This window comes from Streptomyces sp. NPDC001922 (assembly GCF_042891165.1).
Classification (GTDB): domain Bacteria; phylum Actinomycetota; class Actinomycetes; order Streptomycetales; family Streptomycetaceae; genus Streptomyces.
The window spans coordinates 123,432-140,619 of record NZ_JBIASV010000005.1 but is presented as its reverse complement, the minus strand read 5'-3'; the positions used below and the strand labels follow the sequence as shown (position 1 = coordinate 140,619).

Sequence of the window (17,188 nt, the reverse complement as noted above, 5' to 3'; positions counted from 1 at the left end):
GCGCGATGTCCGAAAGCCACCCGCAGCACCCCCCGAGACGTGACGGCGCGGCGCCGGACCCCGTGACGCTGCTGCTGTGCGGCGCCGGGCTGGCGGACGGCCGGACGGTGGACGTCCGGCTGAGCGGCGGGCGTATCGAGGCCGTCGGTACGGCCGGGAGCCTCGAACGCGCGGGCGGCTGCACCGAGAACGGCGCGCGGGTCGACCTGCACGGCTACCTGCTCCTCCCGGCGCCCGCCGAGCCGCACGCGCACAGCGACACGGCGCTCACCGCCGCCGCGGAGGGGCCCGTCCCGTACACCCTCGAGGACGTCCAGCGGCGCACCACGGAAGCCGCGTTGCTGCAGCTGGGGCACGGCGCGACGGCCCTGCGCTCGCACGTCCGGATCGGCGACGTGCAGGGGCTGAACTCGCTGGAGGCCGTGCTCCAGGCCGGCCGGGCGCTGCGCGGTCTGACCGATCTGAGCACCGTCGCGGTGCCGCGGCTCCTCACCGGCGTGGCCGGCGCGGACGGGCTGGCGATGCTGCGGGATGCGGTGAAGATGGGCGCGTCCGTGGTCGGCGGCTGTCCGGACCTGGACCCGGACCCGACGGGCTATGTGGAGGCCGTCCTGGAGGTCGCCGCGGAGCACGGCTGCCCCGTCGACCTGCACACGGAGGCGGACGACCCCGCCCGGCTCGCCCGGCTCGCGGCGATGGCGGGCGGGCTGCGGCCGGGCGTCACGGTGGGCCCGTGCGCGGGCCTGGACCGGCTCCCCCCGGAAGCGGCCCGGCGGGCGGCGGACCAGCTGGCGGCCGCCGGCATCACGGTGGTCTGCCTGCCGCAGGGCGGCTGCGGGTCGATGACCGGGCGTTCGGGCACGGCTCCGGTGCGGCTGCTGCGGGCGGCGGGCGTACGGGTCGCGGCGGGCAGCGGGGCGATGCGGGACGTGGCGAACCCGGTGGGGCGCGGCGACCCCCTGGAGGCCGCGTATCTGCTGGTCACGCAGGGCGGTGAACAGCCCGAGGCGGCGTACGGCGCGATCAGCGGCCGGGCCCGGGCGGCGATGGGGCTGCCCGAGGTACGGGTGGAGGCGGGCTTCCCCGCGGAGCTGCTCGCGGTGCGCGGCGGCGGTCTGGCCGGCGTGCTGTCGCTGGCGTACAGCCGGGTCGTGGTGCACCGCGGCCGGGTCGTCGCGCGGACCAGCGCGGTGCGGGAGTACTGCGACTCGGCGGCCGTGGCGGGGCTCGACCTGCCGAGGCAGTCCCAGGGGGGCTCCTGGTGCCACGGGTCCAACGGGAGCAACGGGTCCTGAACGGGGTGCGGGCGGGGAGGGCCGGTGACCCGAGCCGCAAGTGGCGCACGGCGGACGGCCGGTGAGCGGCGTACGGTCGGGGCCATGCGCATTGTCATCGCTGGAGGGCACGGTCAGATCGCGTTGCGGCTGGAGCGGCTGCTCGCTGCGCGCGGAGACGAAGTATCAGGCATCATCCGCAAGCCGGAGCAGGCCGAGGACCTGCGGGCGGCGGGCGCCGAACCGGTCGTGTGCGACCTCGAGTCCGCCACGGTGGACCAGGTCGCGGCCCATCTGGAAGGGGCGGACGCGGCGGTCTTCGCCGCGGGCGCCGGACCGGGCAGCGGCACGGAGCGGAAGACGACCGTGGACCAGGGCGCGGCCCAGCTCTTCGCGGACGCCGCGGAGCAGGCGGGGGTCCGGCGGTTCCTCGTCGTCTCGTCCATGGGCGCGGACCGCGAGCCGCCGCCGGACACCGACCCGGTCTTCGCCGCCTATCTGCGGGCCAAGGGCGCCGCGGACTCCTATGTGCGGCAGAAGCAGGGGCTGGACTGGACGATCCTGCGCCCCGGCCGGCTGACCGACGACCCCGGTCAGGGCATGGTGCAGCTCGCCGAGCACACCGGGCGGGACGCGATCTCCCGGGACGACGTGGCCCAGGTCCTCGGAGCCCTGCTGCTGGAGCCGGGCACCACGGGACTCGTGCTGGAGCTGATCGGCGGGGCGATGCGGGTGGAGGAGGCCGTCCGGGCCGTCGCCCGGCACTGACCCGGTGCGTCGACCGCGCTCCGGGCATTGAGCCGCTGCTCCGGCCACCGGTGATCAGCGGGCCGGGCCGCTGCCGGGATGCGTCCCGCGGCGGCCCGCAGCACGCTGGGGGCATGGACGGAGAGCAGGGCCCGCCGGTGGTCGTGCACCCGTGGCTCGACGGCGCGCGCCGTGTGACGATCCGCGGCGAGTCCGTCGGCAAGGCGCACTCGCTCGGGGACGTCGTCGAGTTCCTCCGCGTGGCGGGGCTCGACGAGGACACCGTCCGGGTCGACGACCCGCGTCTCATCGACTGGCGCGGCGGTGGCCCCGCGGACTGGCCCGACGAGCGAAACTAGCAGGTGCCGCCATGGAAACACCCATCACCAGGCACGAGCGCACCGTGCTCCGGGCGATCGCCGACTTCCTCGACACCAAGCCGCCGGTCTGCCCGCTGGGGCGGGATCTCGTACGGGCCACCGGGCTGCCCGAGGAGGACGTCGACGAGGCCCTGCGGTCACTGGAGCGGCTCGACTACATCGTCGTCGGACAGCCCGCGCTGGGCGGCCGCGGCGAGGTCACCCACCTCACGCGCACCGGCCAGCACCATCTGTGAGCCGGTCCGGTGAGCCGGTCCCGGCGGCACCACCACCGGCACGCCGCGGGGCGTTCCCCCGAGCCCGGGACGTCCCGTGCGGCGGCGTCCCCGTCCGCGGCCGTGCACGGTTCGAGCGGGCCGGACCCGGTCGGGGTGCCACCGGCGCGCATCGGCCGGGCCCGGGTGCCGCGCGCCTAACGTTTCCACCGTGGATCACGCATCCGCTGCCGCGGCAGCACCTGGGACATCCGGGGGTTCCGAACGCCTGACGGCTCTCTCGGACGGCGTCTTCGCCATCGCCATGACGCTGCTGGTCCTCGACGTGTCGGTGCCGCCGGGCCTGGGGTCGGCCGGTTTCCACGAGGCCCTCCACGAGAACGTGCCGAACCTCCTCGCGTACGTCCTGAGCTTCGCCGTGATCTCGCAGTTCTGGTGGGACCACCGACGGATCCTGGCCACCCTGCCCACCACGGATTTCGGGGTCACCTGCCTGACGCTGACGGGGCTCGGCCTGATCGCGCTCATGCCGTTCCCGACGTCCCTGCTGGCCGAGTACGGCGGGGAGCCGCTGGCCGTCGCCGTCTACTCGGGCGGTGTGGCGGTCACGAACCTGGCCCATGTCGCGCTGCTGCTCGTCTCCCACCGGCTGCAGCGCCGCGGCGGGCTCCCCGTCAACGTCAGGGCCCAGCGCCTGGACGTCGCCGACCTCGCCTCGACCGTAGTGATCTTCGGCGCCGCCGCACCGCTGGCCTTCGTCTCCCCCGGGCCGGCGAAGCTGCTGTGGATCCTGCTGGTCCCGGCGAAGATGCTGATCGGCCGCAGCCAGCGCCGCGCGGTGGGAGCGGGCCACGGCGCCGCCTGACGGGTGAGCCGGGACTCCGGCACGAGGCCCGGGCGCATCGTCCCCCGCTGTCCGCGCTCCGACCGGATCCGGAGCCGAACCGGCGCTTCCACGGTCCGGCCTCCCTGTTCGGCCACGTACGGCACCATTCGGCTGTATACGGCAACGAAGAAGCGGCTACTGTCGGCACTCTCCCAGCAACTCACCCGACCATCGGTCGATCAGCCCATGGGGAAGCCGCACATGCCGCAGTCCGGCCCCGTCTTAGACCACCGCATCAACGCCCTGATAGCCCACCGGCGGACCATCGCCACGCTCCAACGCCAGATCAAACGCACGCGCATGGTCAACGCCGTCCGCCTCACCGGGTTGACCGGCGCCGCGCTGCTGGTGCTCTCCCTGATCGGCGCGACGGCCTTCACCTGGCGCCGCTACGACATGGCGCACATCAACTTCTTCGGCCTCTTCGTTCTCTTCGCCCTCGTCGTCGGCTACCTGTTCTTCGCGGAGAACTTCGAGACCGGACAACCCGCGGGCCAGGACAAGCCGGTCGCGGACCTGAGACTCGACCTCGAACTCGCCGAAGAGGAAAGGGTCCTGGCCGCCGCCCACATCGCGCGCCCGGCCTATGAACGCCAGTACTCGTACCGGGACGCCATCCCCCGGGAGATCGACCGGCTGCGCGCCGAGAGCGCGACCTACCGCCGCTGGCACAACTGGCTCCAGTGGACGCTGATTCTCTGCTCGGCCGCCATCCCCGCCGTCACCGCCCTCTACGACCCACCGCAGCCCGGCAAGGGCATTCTGATCGGCCTGGGCGCCGCCGTCTCCGTCATCACCTCGGTGATGGGCTACTTCAAGTTCAAGGAGCGCGGCTTCAACCTCCATCAGACCGCCGACGCCATCGAGCAGCACACCACCGCTCTCGATCTGGCCATCACCCCGTACAACCACCCGGACGAGAAGGAGAACCTGGGGCTGTTCGCCGAGAACGTCGAGTCCCTGCGGATCGAGCAACGCAAGCGCGAGCAGCAGCTCGACCAGCCCCATCAGGGGCAGCAGGAGGTCGTGTGATGGCGTCCGCCCGGTACGGCCTCCACCGGTGGTTTCTGGCACCGCGCACCACCTGGCGCGCCCGGCGATTACGCGCCGCCCTCCCCCATCTCAGCGGCGATCAGGCGTGGCACCTCGCCCGGCTGCACGGACACCCCGACGAGGTCCCGTACGCCCGGGCCCATCTGCGTCGGCACGACCCGGGTCCGGGGGGCTGAGACCACGGACCCGCTCAGCGGTGCTTCTCCTGGCCGGCTGCCGGAACGTCGGACCGGATGCCGACTGTCGCGGCTCAGGCAGGCAGGTGCGGGGAACCCGCTCCACACCTTCACCTCCTGTGCCGGGACCGCCACGCTTCGTACGAAGCGCCACCGGCACATCGCCGATCACGGCACCGCACCGGATGGACGGTTACGTCGTCCGAACCGCGGAGAACTCCTCCGGGAGCGGGCCACGGGCCGGGGAACACCCGGGGAAGCAGGACTGACACCGAGCGGGATCTTCCGTGCGACGCGGTGAGACGGCCCGGGGCGTCGGTCCAACGGCCCGCAGAACGAGAAAACCCCTCCGACCTGCGATTCAGCAGGTCGGAGGGGTCCTCTTCCCAGTGTGGCGGGTGCAGGGTTCGAACCTGCGTAGGCGTAAGCCGACAGATTTACAGTCTGCTCCCTTTGGCCGCTCGGGCAACCCGCCGGGGATGTGGCCGGGGCGCGCTCCTGTGTCGGTGCTCCCTGGCAACGACGTAAACCATACCCGATGCCAGGGGGTGGTTCGCCACCCGGTTGATCACCGCTGGAACAGGGCCCGACTGGCTAGGCTGGCACTGCGGGCCGGGGACGGCGCCGCACACCTGACGGATCTACGTACGAGGAGCCAACTCAACATGGCCGACTCCAGTTTCGACATCGTCTCGAAGGTCGAGCGGCAGGAAGTCGACAACGCCCTCAACCAGGCGAGCCGGGAGATCTCCCAGCGGTACGACTTCAAGAACGTCGGCGCTTCGATCGAGTGGTCCGGCGAGAAGATCGAGATGCGCGCCAACTCCGAGGAGCGGGTGAAGGCGATCCTCGATGTCTTCCAGTCCAAGCTGGTCAAGCGCGGTATCTCGCTGAAGGCGCTGGACGCGGGCGAGCCCCAGGCATCGGGCAAGGAGTACAAGATCTTCGCCTCGATCGAGGAGGGGATCTCGCAGGACAACGCCAAGAAGGTCGCGAAGATCATCCGCGATGAGGGGCCGAAGGGCGTCAAGGCCCAGGTGCAGGGTGACGAGCTCCGGGTCACCTCGAAGAGCCGGGACGACCTCCAGTCCGTGATCTCCCTCATCAAGGGGAAGGACCTCGACTTCGCGGTGCAGTTCGTGAACTACCGCTGAGGCCGGGCCGCCCGGGCCGGGACATGCGCCCCGGCCCGGGCGGTGGTGATGGACGAGGGTTCGGCCGTGCCGCCCGCTGCCGGATCCCCGTCGGACGTGTCGGCCCTTGGCCGTCGGTCGTGTCGGCCCCTGGCCGTCAGACGGCGGCGAACGGCCGGTCGGTGGGGACGATCTCGCGGCCGAGCGGCATCAGGGAGATCGGGATCAGCTTGAAGTTGGCGATCCCCAGCGGGATTCCGATGATCGTGACGCACAGCGCGAGCCCGGTGAAGAGATGTGTCAGGGCGAGCCACCAGCCGGCGAACACGATCCAGATGATGTTTCCGATGACGGAGCCCGCGCCGGCGTCGCGCCGGTCCACCGTCGTGCGGCCGAACGGCCAGAGGGCGTACCCCGCGATACGGAACGCGGCGATGCCGAACGGGATCGTGATGATGAGGATGCAGCAGATGACTCCCGCGACGACGTAGCCGACGGCGAGCCAGAAGCCCGACAGCACAAGCCAAATGAGATTCAGGATCGTTTTCACGGTCGATACCCTGCCATCTGTTCGAGGCGTGCGATGCGTTCGGCCATGGGGGGATGCGTGGAGAACAGCCTGGACATCCCCCGGACCGGGCCGAACGGGTTGGCGATCATCATGTGACTCGCCGTCTCCAGGCGCGGTTCCGGTGGCAGCGGCAGCTGCTGGGTGCCCGCCTCGAGCTTGCGCAGCGCGGAGGCGAGGGCGAGCGGGTCCCCGGTGAGCTGCGCGCCCGAGGCGTCCGCCTCGAACTCCCGGGAGCGGCTGACCGTCAGTTGAATGATCGACGCGGCGAGCGGGCCGAGGAGCATCACCAGCAGCATGCCGAGGATGCCGGGGCCTTCGTCGTCGTCGGACCGGCCCACCGGGATCAGCCAGGCGAAGTTCACCAGGAACATCACCACCGAGGCGAGCGCTCCGGCGATCGACGAGATGAGGATGTCGCGGTTGTGGACGTGGCTGAGTTCATGCCCCAGGACGGCCCGCAGCTCGCGCTCGTCGAGGATCCGCAGGATGCCGTCGGTGCAGCACACGGCGGCGTTGCGGGGGTTGCGTCCGGTGGCGAAGGCGTTCGGGGCCTGGGTCGGGGAGATGTACAGCCGCGGCATGGGCCGGCGGGCGGCGGTCGAGAGCTCGCGCACCATGCGGTAGAGCGCGGGGGCTTCGAACTCGCTGACCGGCCGGGCCCGCATGGCGCGCAGCGCCAGCTTGTCGCTGTTCCAGTAAGCGTAGGCGTTGGTGCCCAGCGCGACGACGAGCGCGATCAGCAGCCCCGCACGGCCGAAGAGGCTGCCGATGACGAGGATGAGGGCCGACAGGCCACCGAGGAGCAGGGCGGTCTTCAGCCCGTTGTGCCGGCGGTGCACGCTTCGCCCTCCTGGTCGTGGCGGGGAACCCTTGACGCGGTGTTTCCACCTTCCAGTGGACCCTCCCGTACTGGTCAACGCCAGGCGGGAGTCGCTGGTTCCCCAGGTCCTGTCGTCGGACTCCCGTCTGACGACAGGACGACGGGAGTCCGACGGGAGGACCCGGCGCGGGCCGGGGCCCGGCCCGCGGCGTACGGCCGTTCGGGTGAGCGTGCGGGTCAGGTGGGCGGCGCACCGCGCCGGGCACGGGCGGACGGCCGCTCACCGGCGGGCAGGACGCGGCGGGGCCCGGACTCGTCGGGGCAGGGCGGCACGACGGCGTTGCGCGGCGCGGGGCACGCGCGGGCCGTGGCGGGGCCGGAGCCGGGACCGTCGAGGTCACCGGACCCGTACGGGTCAGAGCAGGGTGGCGGAGGCGAAGCGCAGGACCAGCTGCGGTACGCCGGAGAGCACCACGCCGAGGACGGCCGCCAGGCCGATGGCCGCACCGATGGGGGCGGGGATGCGGTGCTTCACCACGGCGGGTGCCGGGGCGGTGCCGGTGCCCTCGGCGGCCGGCTCCGGGACCCCTGCTTCCTGGCCTGCCGTCGCCTCGGGGGCGGGCCGGAAGAGGACGGCGGTCCACTGGAGGTAGTAGTAGAGCGCGATCACGACGTTCACGGCCATCACGACGGCGAGCCAGCCCAGCCCCGCGTCCACGGCCACGGAGAACACGGTGACCTTCGCGAACAGGCCGATGATGCCTGGCGGGAGGCCCGCCAGGCAGAGCAGGAAGAAGCCCAGGGCGAGCGCGGCCAGGGGGCGGGAGGCGTACAGGCCGCGGTAGTCGGCGATCCGGTGGTCCGGGTGTGTCCGGGCGACGAGCGCCGCGACCGCGAACGCGCCGAGGTTCACCGCGCCGTACATCAGCGCGTACGCGACGGTGGAGCCGATGGCCCGGGCCGGGTCGTCCAGGTAGGCCGCCGCGGCGATCGGCACCAGCAGGTAGCCCGCCTGGCCGACGGAGGACCAGGCGAGGAGGCGTACGGCGCTGTGCGCGCGCTCCGGCCGCTGCCGCAGTGCGCCGACGTTGCCCGCGGTCATGGTGAGGGCGGCGAGGACGGCCACGATCGGGCCCCACACATCGGCGTACGCGGGGAACGCCAGGACCGTCACCAGGATGAGTCCGGAGAAGCCGACGGCCTTGCCGACCACCGAGAGATAGGCGGCGACCGGCAGCGGCGCGCCCACATAGGTGTCGGGCACCCAGAAGTGGAACGGGACGGCGGCGGCCTTGAAGGCGAAACCGACGAGGGTGAGGGCGACTCCGGCGGTGACGAGGGAGTCGAACCGGACGGGGACGTCGGTGAGCCCGTCGGCGACCCGGGAGAGATGCAGGCTGCCGGTGGCGGCGTAGAGGAAGCTGACGCCGAGCAGCATGACGGCGGTCGCGGCGACGGACGACAGGAAGAACTTGAGTGCGGCCTCGGAGGAGAGCCGGTCGCCGCGGCGCATGCCGACGAGGGCGAACGCGGGCAGGGAGGCGACTTCCAGGGCGATGACGAGGGTCGCGAGGTCGCGGGAGGCCGGCAGCAGGGCGGCGCCCGCGGCCGAGGACAGCAGCAGGAACCAGAACTCGCCTGCGGGGAGCCCGGAGTCCCGCACGGCGCTCATCGACAGCAGGGCGGCGAGCAGCGCCCCGCCGAGCACCAGGAGCTGGATGATCACCGTGAAGTGGTCGGCGGCGTAGCTGCAGACGTCGGTGTCGGAGGTGAGGCAGAACGTCGTCCGGTCGCCCCCGACGAGGGGCAGCAGCGACAGCGCGGCCAGCGTCAGGCCCGCGACGGTGACCGGGCCGAGCAGGGCTTTGCGCCGGTCGGGCAGGAACAGGTCCGCGACGAGGACGATCAGGGCCACCACCGCGGCGATGGTGGGCGGGGCGATCGCGAGCCAGTCGACGGACTGGACGAGGGAGGTCATCAGCTGCCTCCTCCGAGGAGGTTCTGCACGGCCGGGTCGGTGAGCCCCAGGAGGGCCGCGGGCCAGAGTCCGGCGAGGACGGTGAGGGCGACGAGGGGGGTCCAGGCGGCGAATTCGTACCCCTGGACATCGGTGAGGACGGGCGCGGCGGCCGGTCCGTCCGGCACGGGGGCCGGTGCGCTCGCGGCGGGTGCCGCTGCGGGCTTCGCCGCGGTCGCGGGCTTCGGTGCCGTGGGTTCGGGCGCTCCGGCCGGGACCTCGGGCTCCTCGCCGGGCCGCTCCCCCATGCACACCCGCCGGACGACCACGAGCAGATACCCGGCGGTGAGCACGGTGCCCAGTCCGGCGAGGGCCATGAACGTCAGGTAGGCGGGCCGGCTGAGCCCCGCGGCGGGGTCGAAGGCCGCGAACATCGCCAGCATCTCGCCCCAGAAGCCGGCGAGGCCGGGGAGGCCGAGGGAGGCGACGGCGGCGAAGACGAGCAGCCCGCCGAGCCGCGGCGCCTTGCCGTAGAGGGCGGCGCCGGTCGCTCCGGCGAGGGTGTCCAGGTCGGTCGAGCCGTAACGGTCCTTGACCGCGCCCACCAGGAAGAAGAGGAGGCCGGTGATGAGGCCGTGGGCGATGTTGGCGAACAGCGCGCCGTTGAGCCCGGTGGGGGTGAGGGTGGCGATGCCCAGCAGCACGAAGCCCATGTGCCCCACGGAGGAGTAGGCGATCAGGCGCTTGAGGTCGCCCTTCGCGCCGGTGCGGGCGAGGGCGAGGCAGGCCAGGGACCCGTAGACGATGCCGACGGCGGCGAAGGCCGCGAGGTACGGGGCGAAGGTGTGGGCGCCCTCCGGGACGACGGGCAGCACGATCCGCACGAAGCCGTAGGTGCCCATCTTCAGCAGCACACCGGCCAGCAGCACCGAGCCCACGGTGGGGGCGGCGGTGTGGGCGTCCGGGAGCCAGCTGTGCAGCGGCCACATCGGGGCCTTCACGGCGAGGCCGATGCCGATGGCGAGGGCGGCGATCAGTTGCGTGGTGTGACTGAGTGATGACCCGTTGTCAGTGGCGAGTGCCACCATGTCGAACGTGCCGCCCTTGAGCCCGACGAGGAGGAGACCGAGCAGCATGACGACGGAGCCGAGCAGTGTGTAGAGGATGAACTTCCAGGCCGAGGCCGTGCGGCCGGCGCCGCCCCAGCGGGCGATCAGGAAGTACATCGGGATGAGCACCATCTCGAACGCCAGGAAGAACAGCAGCAGATCGAGGACGGCGAAGGTGGCGAGGGTGCCGGCCTCGAGCACGAGGATCAACGCGACGAACCCGCGGGCGGAGGGGCCCTCGGGCATCCGGAAGTAGGAGTACAGCGCGCAGAGGAAGGTCAGAGTCGCGGTGAGGACGAGCAGGGGGAGCGAGATGCCGTCGATGCCGAGGTGGATCCGGACGTCGAGAGCGGGGATCCAGCTGATGTCCGTGGTGGCCTGCATCCGGGCCGGGTGGTCGTGGTCGAAGCCGGCGGCCAGGGCGACGGACAGGGCGAGGACCACCCCGGTGACGGTGACGCCGTGCCGCAGCACGGCCTGTTCGGGGTTGCGGCCCTTCAGTCCGGGCGGTGCGGGCAGCAGGGCGGCGAGAGCGCCGAGCAGCGGCAGCACGACGACGCCGGCGAGGAGGTACTGCATCACGGTGTCATTCATGGGTCCACTCATGGCTCACGCTCCGGCGGCGACGAGGACGGCGGCGATGGCCAGGACGACGGAGCCGGCGAGCAGCGCACCCAGATAGGTCTGCACATTGCCGGTCTGGGCGCGGCGGACGGCCGCACCGAGCAGGCGGGCGCCGGTGCCGGCGCCGCGGACGTAGGTGTCGACGACCTCGCGGTCGAGGAACCGGACCAGTTCGGCCGCCGCGCGCACCGGGCGGACGAACACGGCGGAGTACAGGGCGTCGAGGTGGAAGCCGTGCGCCGCGTGCCGGTGGAGGGGGCCGAGGAGCAGCCGCCCGGGGTCGGCGGGGTCCTGCGCGGTGGCGATGTCCCCGTACACCTCTTCGTGGGTGGCGATGGCCTCGATCTCGGTGAGGGCGGGCTCGGCGTGGGGGTGCGCCACGACGGCGCCGACCGGCACCTTCCGGGCGACGGCGGTGGTGTGCCGCCAGGCGCCGTAGGTGATCAGAGCGCCGGCGAGGGCGAGGCCGGTGCCGAGGACGGAGGTGGTGAGGGTCGGACCGAGGGGGCGGCCGTCGAACCAGTCGGGGAGCAGCCCGGCCGTCACGCCGAACGCGGCGGTGGGGACGAACAGCACCCACAGCACGGCGTTCATGACGAACGGCTGCCGGCCGAGGTCGGGGGCGGCGGCGCCCCGGCCGCGGAAGGCGAGGAGCCAGAGGCGGGCGGCGTAGCCCGCGGTGAGGAGGGCGGTGAGCAGACCGGAGACGAGGACGATCCAGCCGGCGGCGCCGGGGATCCGCTCGGCGTGACCGGTCGCGGCGTGCTCGGCGGCGCCGAGGACGGCTTCCTTGGAGAAGAAGCCGGCGAACGGCGGGATGGCGGCGAGCGCGAGCAGGGCGACGGTCATCGTCCAGAACGCGTCGGGGATACGGCGGCTCAGTCCGCTCATGCGGGACATGGCGGCCAGCGAGTTGGTTCCGGCGGCGGCGATGACGACACCGGCACCGAGGAAGAGGAGGCCCTTGAACGCACCGTGGGAGATGAGGTGGAAGACGGCGGCACCGCGGTCGCCGACGGCGAGCGCACCGGTCATGTAGCCGAGCTGGCCGATCGTCGAATAGGCCAGGACCCGCTTGATGTCGTCCTGCGCGAGGGCGGCCAGGGCGGATCCGACCATGGTGACGGCGGCCATCACGGCGAGGACCACCAGGGCGGCCGCGGAGGAGAGGAAGACGGGCAGCAGCCGGGCCACGAAGTACACACCGGCGGCGACCATCGTGGCGGCGTGGATCAGCGCGGACACCGGGGTGGGGCCGGCCATCGCGTCGGGCAGCCAGGTGTGCAGCGGGAACTGTGCCGACTTCCCCGCGACTCCGGCGAGCAGCAGCAGCGCGATCACGGTGGGGTGGTCCAGCCCGCCGCCGGAGACGGTGGCGGTGAGGATCCCGTTGATGCGGAAGGTCCCGGCGTCGGCGGCGAGCGCGAACAGGCCGAAGAGGAAGGGGACGTCGCCGAGCTTGGTGACGAGGAACGCCTTGAGGGAGGCGGAGCGGGCGGCCTCGGTCTCCCAGTAGTGGCCGACGAGGAAGTACGAGCAGATGCCCATGATTTCCCAGCCGACCAGCAGCACCATCAGGTCGCCGGTGTAGACGACGAGCAGCATGGCGGAGGTGAAGAGGGAGACGATCGCGGCGTACGAGGGGTAGCGCGGGTCGTTCCGCAGATAGCCGGTGGAGTAGAGCTGCACGCAGGTGGCGACGGTGCCGACGAGCACGGCCACGAGGGCGGCGAAGCCGTCGATGTGGAGCGCCAGGTCGATCGGGACCGAGCCGGTGGGGGTGAGCCGGGTCGCGGCGTCGATCGCCGCTCCCCCGCCCTGCCGGACGGCGACCAGGACGGCCAGGACGCCGGCGACCGCGGTCGGGAGGATGGCCAGCGGCCGGACGAAGCCGGGGGCCCGGCGGCCGAGGAGCAGGCCCGCGGCTGCTCCGAGGAACGGCAGCAGCGGGACGAGGACGGCGAGGGTCGTGGTCGTCACGCGGCGGCCTCCGCCTTGTCTGCCGTGAGGTACGAGGGGAACGAGGAGGACGAGGGGAACGGCGGGAGGGGCAGCAGGATCATGTGGCGGCCTCCGCCTTCTCCGCCGTACCGGCCCGCTCGGCCTCCGCCCCGCCCGGGGCGTCGCCGGGGCCGACGGTGTCGGCGAGGTCGCGGAGCCGGTCGACGTCGGAGCTGCCGCGGTTGCGGTACACGAGCAGCACGATCGCCAGGCCGATGCCGATCTCGGCGGCGGCGATGGCGATGGTGAAGAGCGTGAGGGCCTGCCCGGCGTGGAGGGAGTCGCGGAGCCAGACGTCGAAGGCGACGAGGTTGAGGTTGACGGCGTTGAGCATCAGCTCGACGGACATCAGGACCAGGATCGCGTTGCGCCGGGCGAGCACGCCGTAGACACCGGTGCAGAACAGGAGGACGGCGAGTACGGCGGGATAGGCGAGATGCATCAGCGCTTCCCCTCCTCAGTGTCCTGACGTGCGGTGTCTTGGCGGGCGGTGTCCCGGCGGGCGGTGTCCCGGCGGGACGAGGTGCCGCTGCCCCGGCGGGTTGCGGTGGCGCCGGCCGGGCCGGATGCCGTTCCGTCGCCCTGCCCGCCGTCCTTGCCGTCGCCCTGCGGGGCGTCCTTCCCGTCGTCCTTGCGGGACAGGACGATCGCCCCCACCAGCGCGGCGAGCAGCAGGACGGACAGGGCCTCGAACGGCAGCACCCAGTGCTGGAAGAGGATCTCTCCGGAGACCTTGGTCGTCCCCTGGGCGGGGCCGCCGAGGTCGATCCAGGTGGCGCGGAAGGCGTCCACGACCACCCAGACCAGCGCGGCGGCAGCGGCGACGGCCACGGCGAGCGCGATCGGGCGGTTGCCGGAGTCCGCGTCCGGGGACCGGCCGATGGGGGCCCGGGTGAGCATCAGTCCGAAGAGGAGGAGCACCACGACGGAGCCGACGTAGATCAGCACCTGCACCCAGGCGATGAACTCGGCCGTGAGGAGGAGGTATTCGACGGCGAGCCCGCCGAGCGTCACGACCAGCCACAGCGCGGCGTGCACCAGCTGCTTGGTGGTGACGGTGACGAGAGCCGCGCCGAAGGTGACGAGACCGACGAGGAGAAAGGCGATCTCCACCCCGGTCGGCGAGAGGAAGCCGGGGTGGCCTGCTGCGAGGATCACGCGCCGTCCTCCCGCTGCTGCTCGGCGGCCTGCTGCCGTTCCTGTTCCGCAGCGTGCTGCTGTTCCGCGGCCTGCTGTTCGGCGGCGGCCAGCTTGTCCGCGGTCTTGCGGGCGGCGCCGAGCTCCTTCGGTTCCTCGGCGGCCGCGTCGAGCGCGGGCGGCGCGGGCACGGTCCACATCCACTCGCGCAGCTTGTCGCGCTCGTGGGTGAGGTCGTGGATGTCCTCCTCCGCGTACTCGAACTCCGGCGACCAGAACAGCGCGTCGAACGGGCACACCTCGATGCAGATACCGCAGTACATGCACAGGGCGAAGTCGATGGCGAAGCGGTCCAGCACGTTGCGGCTGCGCTCCCGGCCGCCGGGGGCGGCGGGCGGCACCGTCTCCTTGTGGGAGTCGATGTAGATGCACCAGTCCGGGCACTCACGGGCGCACAGCATGCAGACGGTGCAGTTCTCCTCGAACAGCCCGATCACGCCACGGGTGCGGGGCGGCAGCTCGGGCTGCACGTCCGGGTACTGCGCGGTGACCGAGCGCCGCGTCATCGTCCGGAGCGTGACGGCGAGGCCCTTGGCGAGGCCGCTGCCGGGGAACGACGAGCGTCCGGAGGTCTTCCCCTCGGGAGCGGGGCCGGGCGACGGACGGGACACTACTGGATCACCACCTTGACGATGCCGGTGAGCGCGATCTGGGCGAGGGCGAGCGGGATGAGAACGGTCCAGGCGAGTTTCTGGAGCTGGTCCTCACGCAGCCGGGGATAGCTGACCCGTAGCCAGATGACGACGAAGGCGAGGATCGCGGTCTTGAGCAGGGTCCACACCCAGCCGAGGCCGTCGGCGCCGAACGGGCCGTGCCAGCCGCCGAGGAAGAGGACGGTCGTCAGCGCGCAGAGGACGACGATGCCCGCGTACTCGGCGAGCAGGAACAGCGCGAAGCGCAGGCCGGTGTACTCGGTGTACGCGCCGAAGATGATCTCCGAGTCGGCCACCGGCATGTCGAACGGGGGCCGCTGGAGCTCGGCCAGCCCCGCCGTGAAGAAGACGAGCCCGCCGACGATCTGCCACGGCACCCACCACCACTGGAACCCGTCGAGGATCCCTACGAGGGAGACGGTGCCCGCCGCCATGGCCACGGACCCCGCGGCCAGCAGCATGGGCAGCTCGTACGCCAGCAGCTGGGCGGCGGTGCGCAGGCCGCCCAGGAGGGAGAACTTGTTCGCCGAGGCCCAGCCCGCCATCAGCGAGCCGAGGACGCCGACGCCCATGACAGCGAGGACGTAGAAGATGCCCGCGTCGATGACCTGCCCGACCGCCCCGTCGCCGGGTCCGATGGGAATCGCGATGATCACGAGCAGGTACGGGAGCAGCGCGACGGCGGGGGCCATCTGGAAGATCCGCCGGTCGGCACCGGCCGGGACGACGTCCTCCTTCTGCGCGAACTTCACACCGTCGGCGACGAGCTGGGCCCACCCGTGGAACCCGCCCGCGTACATCGGCCCGAGACGGCCCTGCATATGAGCCATGACCTTGTGCTCGGTCTGGCCCACGACCAGCGGAAGGACGAGGAACCCGGCGAAGACGGCGATCAACCGCCAGGTGACGTCGAGGACGTCGCTCATGCGGTTCCGCCTTCCTCGGCTTCGGCCTCGGACTCGTCCTGACCTGCTGACGTCGATGCTTCGGTGGTGGTACGGGCACCCGGTGCGTCCCTGCCCGCGGGCCGGTCACCGCCTCGGCCCGGGTCACCGCTGCCGGTCCCGTCACCACTGCCGGTCCCGTCACCGCTGGCGGCTGCGTCGCCGCTGCCGGCCTTGGGGCTGCCGGTTCCGGCCTTGCCGTCTGCCGGGGCGTCGAAGGCCGGGCGGGCGTGATGCCACGGGGCGTCCGAGGAACGCTGGGCCCGGGGCGTCCGGGCGGAGGCTTCCGCGCCCGGGGTGCCGGCCGCGCCCTCGGGTGCACCGCTGCCGCCCTGCGGAGAGCCGGCCGCGGAGGCATCCGCCGCTGCGTTGTCGGCTTCCTCGGGCCGGTTCTGGCTCACCGAGCCCTGGCTCGCGCTCCGGCTGCGACGCGCGGGGCGCTCGGCGGCGCCCGCCGCGGCCGGCGTCCTCGGCTCAGCCGGAGTTCCGTCGCCTGCCGCGGAACGTCCGGCCGAAGGCATCTGCGTTGCCGAAGGGGACTGCGTTGCCGGAGGAGTCTGCGTTGCCGAAGGAGTCCGGGCGGTCGCCGAGTCCTGCCCGGCCGGAGAAGTGCGTTCCGCCGCAGCGCCCTGCGCCGCAGTCGGCGCCTCGGGCGCGTTCTGCGGGGTCTCGCCCGCCGGGCGCTGGCTCGCCGAGCCGGCGCCCGCGGTCCGGGCGCGGCGCGGCGGGCGCTCGCCCGCCGCCGCGCGGGCACCGCGGGCCGGACGGGCCGGTGCCGGCGGGAGCTGGCCCTTGAGCGGCCCCCACTCGTTGGGGTCGGGGACGCCGGGCGGGAGCATCTGCCGCCGCTTCGGCCCGCCGTGGTCGGACTCGCCCGGCTCCTTCGCACCGGGCCAGGCCTTGACGACCCGGGCCGCCAGCACGAAGTCCTTGCGCAGCGGGTGTCCCTCGAAGCCGTCGGGGAGCAGCAGCGGCGTCAGCTGCGGATGGCCGGTGAAGTCGACACCGAACATCTCGTGCGTCTCGCGCTCGTGCCAGCCCGCTCCGGCGTACACACCGGTCGCGGTCGGCAGCACGGCGGCGCCGTGCGGCACGGTGGTGCGGAGCAGCAGGCGGCGCGGCGGGCCGTCCACCGCCAGTGCCACGACATGGGCGGACACGCGGAAGCCGGCGTCCGCCTCGTCGACCGCGCTCAGCCAGTCGAAGTAGGTGCAGCCGAGCGAGTCCCGCGCCGTCTCCAGGGCGCCGATCCACTCGGTGGCCGGAACGTCGACGGTGAGCAGGTCGTACGCCTCCTCGGCCTGCGCCCCCGCACCGAAGAGCTCTTCGGCGGTCCGCGGCAGCCAGCCGACGGGCGGCGCTGCCACGGCCTCGGCAGCCTGGGCGGCCTCAGCGGCTTCGGCGCCCCCGACCGCCTCGGCAGCCCCAGCAGCCCCGGTGTCCCCGGC

18 protein-coding genes and 1 tRNA gene are annotated in these 17,188 nt (G+C 72.7%); 8 read left to right on the top strand and 11 right to left on the bottom strand.

Translation table 11 applies throughout. From position 1 onward, the window contains the following. Positions 1-5 precede the first annotated feature (5 nt). From ACFYYR_RS10570 to ACFYYR_RS10540, 7 genes are all read left to right on the top strand, one after another. Positions 6-1,295, top strand: a complete 1,290-nt coding sequence (locus tag ACFYYR_RS10570) for an amidohydrolase family protein (RefSeq protein WP_388849655.1) — start codon at positions 6-8, stop codon at positions 1,293-1,295. 84 nt (positions 1,296-1,379) lie between these two features. After that, on the top strand, positions 1,380-2,042 hold the full coding sequence (locus tag ACFYYR_RS10565; protein ID WP_388849652.1) for an SDR family oxidoreductase: 663 nt from the start codon (positions 1,380-1,382) through the stop codon (positions 2,040-2,042). Between the two features lie 113 nt (positions 2,043-2,155). Further along, entirely contained in the window at positions 2,156-2,380 is a 225-nt protein-coding gene (locus tag ACFYYR_RS10560; protein ID WP_388849649.1) for a hypothetical protein, read from the top strand. 11 nt (positions 2,381-2,391) lie between these two features. Continuing rightward, a complete protein-coding gene (locus ACFYYR_RS10555) occupies positions 2,392-2,637 on the top strand; it encodes a hypothetical protein (RefSeq protein ID WP_388849646.1) in 246 nt (81 codons plus the stop codon). Between the two features lie 190 nt (positions 2,638-2,827). Then, complete coding sequence (locus tag ACFYYR_RS10550) at positions 2,828-3,481, top strand: TMEM175 family protein (RefSeq protein ID WP_388849643.1); 654 nt, start codon at positions 2,828-2,830, stop codon at positions 3,479-3,481. 207 nt (positions 3,482-3,688) lie between these two features. After that, positions 3,689-4,534, top strand: a complete 846-nt coding sequence (locus tag ACFYYR_RS10545; protein WP_388849640.1) for a DUF4231 domain-containing protein — start codon at positions 3,689-3,691, stop codon at positions 4,532-4,534. Then, a complete protein-coding gene (locus tag ACFYYR_RS10540) occupies positions 4,534-4,731 on the top strand; it encodes a hypothetical protein (protein ID WP_388849637.1) in 198 nt (65 codons plus the stop codon). Before ACFYYR_RS10545 ends, ACFYYR_RS10540 begins: the two co-directional genes overlap by 1 nt. Positions 4,732-5,123: 392 nt before the next feature. On the opposite strand, the gene ACFYYR_RS10535 is transcribed toward ACFYYR_RS10540, so the two are convergent. After that, positions 5,124-5,206, bottom strand: a tRNA-Tyr gene (locus ACFYYR_RS10535). Between the two features lie 190 nt (positions 5,207-5,396). Here ACFYYR_RS10535 and ACFYYR_RS10530 point away from each other — a divergent pair. Then, positions 5,397-5,885: a YajQ family cyclic di-GMP-binding protein gene (locus ACFYYR_RS10530; protein WP_388849634.1), complete on the top strand. Its 489-nt coding sequence runs from the start codon at positions 5,397-5,399 to the stop codon at positions 5,883-5,885. 136 nt (positions 5,886-6,021) lie between these two features. Here ACFYYR_RS10530 and ACFYYR_RS10525 read toward each other — a convergent pair whose 3' ends face one another. The 10 genes from ACFYYR_RS10525 to ACFYYR_RS10480 form a co-directional block, all read right to left on the bottom strand. Then, positions 6,022-6,414, bottom strand: coding sequence for a YccF domain-containing protein (locus ACFYYR_RS10525; RefSeq protein ID WP_388849631.1), 393 nt, complete (start codon positions 6,412-6,414; stop codon positions 6,022-6,024). Beyond that, on the bottom strand, positions 6,411-7,274 hold the full coding sequence (htpX, locus tag ACFYYR_RS10520; protein WP_388849628.1) for a zinc metalloprotease HtpX: 864 nt from the start codon (positions 7,272-7,274) through the stop codon (positions 6,411-6,413). Before htpX ends, ACFYYR_RS10525 begins: the two co-directional genes overlap by 4 nt. A gap of 396 nt (positions 7,275-7,670) precedes the next feature. Next, on the bottom strand, positions 7,671-9,233 hold the full coding sequence (locus ACFYYR_RS10515; RefSeq protein WP_388849626.1) for an NADH-quinone oxidoreductase subunit N: 1,563 nt from the start codon (positions 9,231-9,233) through the stop codon (positions 7,671-7,673). After that, entirely contained in the window at positions 9,233-10,915 is a 1,683-nt protein-coding gene (locus ACFYYR_RS10510) for a NuoM family protein (RefSeq protein ID WP_388849624.1), read from the bottom strand. Before ACFYYR_RS10510 ends, ACFYYR_RS10515 begins: the two co-directional genes overlap by 1 nt. 15 nt (positions 10,916-10,930) lie before the next feature. After that, positions 10,931-12,925 (bottom strand): NADH-quinone oxidoreductase subunit L, encoded by a 1,995-nt coding sequence (locus ACFYYR_RS10505; RefSeq protein WP_388849622.1) that lies wholly within the window; start codon positions 12,923-12,925, stop codon positions 10,931-10,933. A 79-nt stretch (positions 12,926-13,004) separates the two neighbouring features. Then, positions 13,005-13,388: an NADH-quinone oxidoreductase subunit NuoK gene (nuoK, locus tag ACFYYR_RS10500; protein ID WP_388849620.1), complete on the bottom strand. Its 384-nt coding sequence runs from the start codon at positions 13,386-13,388 to the stop codon at positions 13,005-13,007. Then, on the bottom strand, positions 13,388-14,104 hold the full coding sequence (locus ACFYYR_RS10495; protein ID WP_388849618.1) for an NADH-quinone oxidoreductase subunit J: 717 nt from the start codon (positions 14,102-14,104) through the stop codon (positions 13,388-13,390). Before ACFYYR_RS10495 ends, nuoK begins: the two co-directional genes overlap by 1 nt. Then, the gene (locus tag ACFYYR_RS10490) at positions 14,101-14,649 is read right to left on the bottom strand and encodes a 4Fe-4S binding protein (RefSeq protein WP_388850332.1); all 549 of its coding nucleotides are present in this window, start codon (positions 14,647-14,649) and stop codon (positions 14,101-14,103) included. The genes ACFYYR_RS10495 and ACFYYR_RS10490 overlap by 4 nt, the downstream gene beginning before the upstream one ends. A gap of 104 nt (positions 14,650-14,753) precedes the next feature. Next, positions 14,754-15,722, bottom strand: coding sequence for an NADH-quinone oxidoreductase subunit H (locus ACFYYR_RS10485; RefSeq protein ID WP_388849616.1), 969 nt, complete (start codon positions 15,720-15,722; stop codon positions 14,754-14,756). Further along, entirely contained in the window at positions 15,719-17,107 is a 1,389-nt protein-coding gene (locus ACFYYR_RS10480) for an NADH-quinone oxidoreductase subunit C (RefSeq protein ID WP_388850329.1), read from the bottom strand. The genes ACFYYR_RS10485 and ACFYYR_RS10480 overlap by 4 nt, the downstream gene beginning before the upstream one ends. Positions 17,108-17,188 lie beyond the last annotated feature (81 nt).

Bases quoted from the DNA above. Each gene is read 5' to 3' on its own strand.
- ACFYYR_RS10530 (WP_388849634.1), top strand. From the start codon at position 5,397: ATGGCCGACTCCAGTTTCGACATCGTCTCGAAGGTCGAGCGGCAGGAA.
- ACFYYR_RS10555 (WP_388849646.1), top strand. From the start codon at position 2,392: ATGGAAACACCCATCACCAGGCACGAGCGCACCGTGCTCCGGGCGATC.
- ACFYYR_RS10570 (WP_388849655.1), top strand. From the start codon at position 6: ATGTCCGAAAGCCACCCGCAGCACCCCCCGAGACGTGACGGCGCGGCG.
- ACFYYR_RS10560 (WP_388849649.1), top strand. From the start codon at position 2,156: ATGGACGGAGAGCAGGGCCCGCCGGTGGTCGTGCACCCGTGGCTCGAC.
- nuoK (WP_388849620.1), bottom strand. From the start codon at position 13,388: ATGCATCTCGCCTATCCCGCCGTACTCGCCGTCCTCCTGTTCTGCACC.
- ACFYYR_RS10485 (WP_388849616.1), bottom strand. From the start codon at position 15,722: ATGAGCGACGTCCTCGACGTCACCTGGCGGTTGATCGCCGTCTTCGCC.
- ACFYYR_RS10540 (WP_388849637.1), top strand. From the start codon at position 4,534: ATGGCGTCCGCCCGGTACGGCCTCCACCGGTGGTTTCTGGCACCGCGC.
- ACFYYR_RS10515 (WP_388849626.1), bottom strand. From the start codon at position 9,233: ATGACCTCCCTCGTCCAGTCCGTCGACTGGCTCGCGATCGCCCCGCCC.
- ACFYYR_RS10510 (WP_388849624.1), bottom strand. From the start codon at position 10,915: ATGAATGACACCGTGATGCAGTACCTCCTCGCCGGCGTCGTCGTGCTG.
- ACFYYR_RS10565 (WP_388849652.1), top strand. From the start codon at position 1,380: ATGCGCATTGTCATCGCTGGAGGGCACGGTCAGATCGCGTTGCGGCTG.
- ACFYYR_RS10490 (WP_388850332.1), bottom strand. From the start codon at position 14,649: ATGACGCGGCGCTCGGTCACCGCGCAGTACCCGGACGTGCAGCCCGAG.
- ACFYYR_RS10545 (WP_388849640.1), top strand. From the start codon at position 3,689: ATGGGGAAGCCGCACATGCCGCAGTCCGGCCCCGTCTTAGACCACCGC.